This is a genomic window from Pseudoxanthobacter sp. (assembly GCF_036822375.1).
GTDB lineage: Bacteria > Pseudomonadota > Alphaproteobacteria > Rhizobiales > Segnochrobactraceae > Pseudoxanthobacter.
In genome coordinates this window covers 1-4,343 of record NZ_DAISHT010000256.1, presented here as the reverse complement: position 1 = coordinate 4,343, position 4,343 = coordinate 1, and the positions used below count along the sequence as shown (strand labels likewise).

The 4,343-nt window shown below is 68.8% G+C and carries 4 protein-coding genes and 3 tRNA genes; 2 read left to right on the top strand and 5 right to left on the bottom strand.

The window, feature by feature from the left end; translation table 11 throughout:
- Positions 1-418: 418 nt before the first annotated feature.
- Entirely contained in the window at positions 419-1,474 is a 1,056-nt protein-coding gene (locus V7067_RS15955; RefSeq protein WP_334176888.1) for a 2,3-butanediol dehydrogenase, read from the bottom strand.
- Between the two features lie 405 nt (positions 1,475-1,879).
- On the opposite strand from V7067_RS15955, the gene V7067_RS15950 reads away from it, so the two are divergent.
- Positions 1,880-2,134 carry a hypothetical protein gene (locus tag V7067_RS15950; RefSeq protein ID WP_334176887.1) on the top strand — a complete coding sequence of 85 codons (255 nt, stop codon included), beginning with the start codon at positions 1,880-1,882 and terminating at the stop codon, positions 2,132-2,134.
- 315 nt (positions 2,135-2,449) lie between these two features.
- Positions 2,450-2,683, top strand: coding sequence for a hypothetical protein (locus V7067_RS15945; RefSeq protein ID WP_334176886.1), 234 nt, complete (start codon positions 2,450-2,452; stop codon positions 2,681-2,683).
- 453 nt (positions 2,684-3,136) lie between these two features.
- Here the strand turns inward: V7067_RS15945 and V7067_RS15940 are convergent.
- From V7067_RS15940 to V7067_RS15925, 4 genes are all read right to left on the bottom strand, one after another.
- A tRNA-Ile gene (locus tag V7067_RS15940) sits at positions 3,137-3,212 on the bottom strand.
- Positions 3,213-3,252: 40 nt separating this feature from the next.
- Positions 3,253-3,326, bottom strand: a tRNA-Cys gene (locus V7067_RS15935).
- Positions 3,327-3,681: 355 nt separating this feature from the next.
- A tRNA-Pro gene (locus V7067_RS15930) sits at positions 3,682-3,758 on the bottom strand.
- 103 nt (positions 3,759-3,861) lie between these two features.
- Positions 3,862-4,343 (bottom strand): aminotransferase class I/II-fold pyridoxal phosphate-dependent enzyme (locus tag V7067_RS15925; protein WP_334176885.1); only part of this gene is annotated, 482 nt, incomplete at its 5' end.

Below are 4,343 nucleotides of genomic sequence, written 5' to 3'. Positions count from 1 at the left end.
GCTGCAGAGCGGCTGCCCTGTGGCTTCTCCCGTCATGCCTGCAAAGCGCTGATCGCGGGCCGCGGCACCACCGGCCGGACCGTTTGCAGCAGTCGCTCTCCGGGCCGGGAATGCCCGCCGCACCGCGAGGACAATGCCGGCCGCCCTGTGCGCGGCGGCACGAGGCACGCCCGCGCGCAGACGCCTGCGCCCCGGCCGGGCCGGCGAACGCTCGGTCTCAGCCCCGCGCCCGCGCACCGGGAGGAATCGGAGCCGTCATTCTCAGGGGCGAAATTGCGCCCCACAGACCGGCCCGGCGGTGCGCGCCGGGACACGCCGCAACGGGTCGGGAATGGCCCTGCGGGCACCGTCTCCCCCGCACTGTCTGTGAACGGGGCTGGCGGGGGGAAGGGTGATCCCCTTCCCCCCGCCTTTTTCCTCAGGCCGGGGATTCGACCAGAATCTTGATGTGCTGCTTCTCGCGCACCAGCGCCTCGAAGCCTTCTTCCACGATGTCATCCAGCCTGATGCGCTTGGTCACCAGACGGTCGGCGCTGAAATAGCCGCGCGTCATCAGCTGCATGACGGCCGGGAAGATATCGCGGTAGGCGATGATGCCCTTCACCACCCGCTCTTTCAGCACCACCGTGTTGGGCTGGAACGAGGCGTCCTTCTCCCAGATCGAGACGATGACCGTCTCGCCCTCGAAGTGGGTGGAGTCGATGCACTGGCGCAGCACGGCCGGCACGCCCGTGACCTCGTAGGCCACATCCACGCCGCCGCCGGTCAGCTCGCGCAGCCGGGCCACGGCATCTTCCTGAGACGGGTCGATCACCGAAGTCGCCCCCAGCTCGGCCGCCTTGGCACGCCGCTGGGCGGAGAGTTCCACGACATGGATGGCGGCCGCGCCGGCCGCGCGCAGCGCTTCCACGATCAGCAGGCCGATCGGGCCGGCGCCGAACACCGCCGCCGTGCCGCCCACCTTGAGGCTGCTGAGGCGCACCGCGTGCACCGCCACGGCCGCGGGCTCCACCAGCGCGCCCTGCTCGAAGGAGAGTCCCTCCGGCATGCGGTGGACCATGCGCTCGTCGACCACAGTGCAGGTGGCAAAGCCGCCGCCGCCGCCGGAAAGGCCGTGGAAGCCGAGCGAGTCGCAGAGATTGTATTTGCCGCTGCGGCAGGCCGCGCAATGCCCGCAGGCCAGAATCGGCTCCACCACCACGCGGTCGCCGGGCGCGACGCGCGTCACACCGGCGCCGATTTCGGTCACCGTGCCGGAAAACTCGTGGCCCATGATGATGGGCGCCTGCTCATGGCTGAGCGGATGCGGCGCACCCACCGGCACGAAGATCGGCCCCGCCACATATTCATGCAGGTCGCTGCCGCAGATCCCCGTCCACGCGACCTTGATCTTGACCCGACCCGGCGCAACCGCCGGCTCCGGCACGTCCTCGACCCGGATGTCCTTCGCCTTGTACCAACGTGCGGCCTTCATGGCTTCCTCCTTCGTCCGGGCATGAAGAGCCGCGGACCGCGGGCAAGGTAGGCCGCATTGTCCGCCGGCGATAGGCGGATTTGCGCAGCCCGCCGCCGTCGCCCCCCGCAGGTTTCAGATGCACGCCGCCATGCCTTCCGCGCGCCGCCGACCGCCATTGTCCGCGAAGTTCCATGGAGCGCGGGCTGCTGCGGGCAATCGACGAGACGGCGAAGGCCCGCGGCGTGACGCGGTCGTCGTTCCGCGCCTCCTCGGCCCGGCGCGAACTGACAGGGGCCTGAGCCGTTCCGATGCGGGCCGCCCGCCGGCATCGTCCCTGCCTTGTCAGGCTGGTGTCAGCGGCCGCGCCTAGAACGCCTCTCACCGAAATGACGGGCCGCCGGCCCGCGCGAGAGGACCACGACAATGACCGCCATCATCGAATCCGTTGCCCTGAACGATGCCGCCCTTGAAACCGCCCACGGCGGCGGGCTGAAAAACGCCCTCGCGCTGGGCGGCATGAGTGCCGTGACCGGCGGCGCCTATGGCGGCGTCATCGGCGGCCCGGCTGGCGGCGTCATCGGTGGCGTCATTGCCGGTATCGGCGGCTTTGTCGGCGGTGCGTTCATCCCCGACAGCAAGAGCGCCGAGGGCTTCGGGCGCGTCGTGGTCGGGACCTGAAAAGACCGCCGACCGCCTCCCCTGCGGATCGCCTCCCCTGCAGACGAAGAAAGCCCCGCCACCCTCCGGTGCGCGGGGCTTTTCGTTTCGCGGCCGGGTGAAGACCGGATGCGCGTCCGCCCGCCCGCCGGCGCGGCGGCGGCCCGCAGCCGCCGTGGGCGGGACTGCGGGGCGGCTGCGCGGTGCGCGCCACGCACCGGCCGGTTTCAGCCCGCCTGAAGACTCGCCGCCTGTAAGGCTGGTGTCAGCCGGCCGGCCTAAATCTCCTCTCACCGAAACGACGGGCCATCGGCCCTGAACGAGAGGATGACGGCAATGAACACCGAAATCGAAACCCGCACCCTGAGCGATGCCGATCTCGAAGCCGTGAACGGCGGCATGAGCTTCGGCGATATCGTCGGAACGATCGCAGATTCGACCGCCTCCGCCATCCAGTCGAGCTGGAAGATCGGCGTCTTCGGGGGCCCCGCCGGCATCATCGCCAGCAGCATCGCCGGCGGCGTCGCGGGTGCCGCGAACGGCGTCAAGAACGTGATTTCCAACTGGTGAGCGGTGCATTCCGCTCCGGCGCAGAAAGCCCCGCCCACCCTCCGGTGCGCGGGGCTTTTCGTTTGTGCCGGGGCACCGCCGTCGGGTTCTGCCGGCGCCTGGCCGCCGCCGTCGGGAGCGGAGGCAAGAAGTGAGGCAAGAAGTAAGGTCGCGTTCTGAAGGAATCGGCTTCACGTCGAAGTCGGATGGGTAACGAGGTGCAGCCCTGCTTCGAGGCCTCTGCGATGGCGCACGGGCTTATCGGCGGCCGATAAGCCCGGTATCGCGGGCAACCTGCGCTGCGATGCGTCCGGATCGATCGGACAGGCGTCCGGCGGGGCGATCAGGCTGCCAGCAACTTCCGCCCGCGCCAGCCCGGACCCGGCCGAACGGAAAATGCCGCCGGCTGCAAACTGAACCCGTCTGCAAACTGAACCGTCTGACTGACATTCTGAAGAGATTGGCTGAAGAGATTGGTAGGCCCGGCCGGACTCGAACCAGCAACCAAACCGTTATGAGCGGTCGGCTCTAACCATTGAGCTACGGGCCCAAGGTGCGGCGGCGAACCGCCATGGCCTGCGAAGGCAGGTTGGAGGTGACGGCCGGAATCGAACCGGCGTACACGGATTTGCAGTCCGCTGCGTAACCACTCCGCCACGTCACCCCGCTGGCGGGCTTTCTAAGGGCTCCAAACGGGGTGCGCAAGCCCCCTGCTCGTTTTCCACACCGGCGTGCGCCACACACGATGCCGCCCCGGCAAGAGGATGCTGCCGGACGATGCGACGATCGTCGCCGGAGGGAGAGGTGCCGGCCGCCCGGGCCCGGTCGCCGGCATCGGGCCAGCCCCATGCGGACGGGCTGCATCGCGCAGCAGGGGGAAATCGTGCGGCCGGACTGCCGAATGGCATCGGGCACAACGAGAACCGCCAGCAACAAAAAGCGCGCATACGAAAAAGCCGCCCGCGAACGGACGGACAGAACGAACCGGATTTTCAGGGGGAAAGATCTTCCGGGGAAGATGGTCGGAGCGAGAGGATTTGAACCTCCGACCCCCTGCACCCCATGCAGGTGCGCTACCAGGCTGCGCTACGCTCCGACTGGCGGTGTTACTATCGTCCCGAAGCCGGGAGGGCAAGGGCAAACACCGCATTTTGCCGTGGATGGCACCGCAAATGTCGCCCCTGCCCCGCGGCCCGCGCTCAGCCGTTGCGGCCGAGCCAGCGCTCCAGATTGTCCATGGCGCGGTGCATTTCCTGTTCCGAACCGGCCACCGAGAAGCGGATGTAGCCGTGGCCGCGGGCGCGGTCGAAATCGACGCCGGGGGTTGCGGCAACGCCGGCATGGGCCAGCATCGAGCGGGCGAAGGCGAGCGAGTCGTTGGCGAAACGGCGCACGCTCGCATAGACGTAGAACGCGCCGTCGGCGGGCAGAATCTCGTCAAAGCCGATTTCCGGCAGCCGGGCGAGCAGGATGTCGCGGTTGCGGCGATAGCCGGCCTTCACCGCCTCCAGTTCCCCGGTCGCCTCGAAGGCGGCCAGCGCGGCGCGCTGCGAAAGCTCCGGCACGGAGATGAACAGATTCTGCGCGATTCGCTCCACCGGACGCACCAGCCGCTCCGGCAGAATCGCCCAGCCGACGCGCCAGCCGGTCATGCAGTAATATTTCGAGAACGAGTTGATGA

Excerpts from the sequence above, each read along its gene's own strand:
- V7067_RS15950 (WP_334176887.1), top strand. The coding sequence starts at position 1,880 with ATGACCGCCATCATCGAATCCGTTGCCCTGAACGATGCCGCCCTTGAA.
- V7067_RS15945 (WP_334176886.1), top strand. The coding sequence starts at position 2,450 with ATGAACACCGAAATCGAAACCCGCACCCTGAGCGATGCCGATCTCGAA.
- V7067_RS15955 (WP_334176888.1), bottom strand. The coding sequence starts at position 1,474 with ATGAAGGCCGCACGTTGGTACAAGGCGAAGGACATCCGGGTCGAGGAC.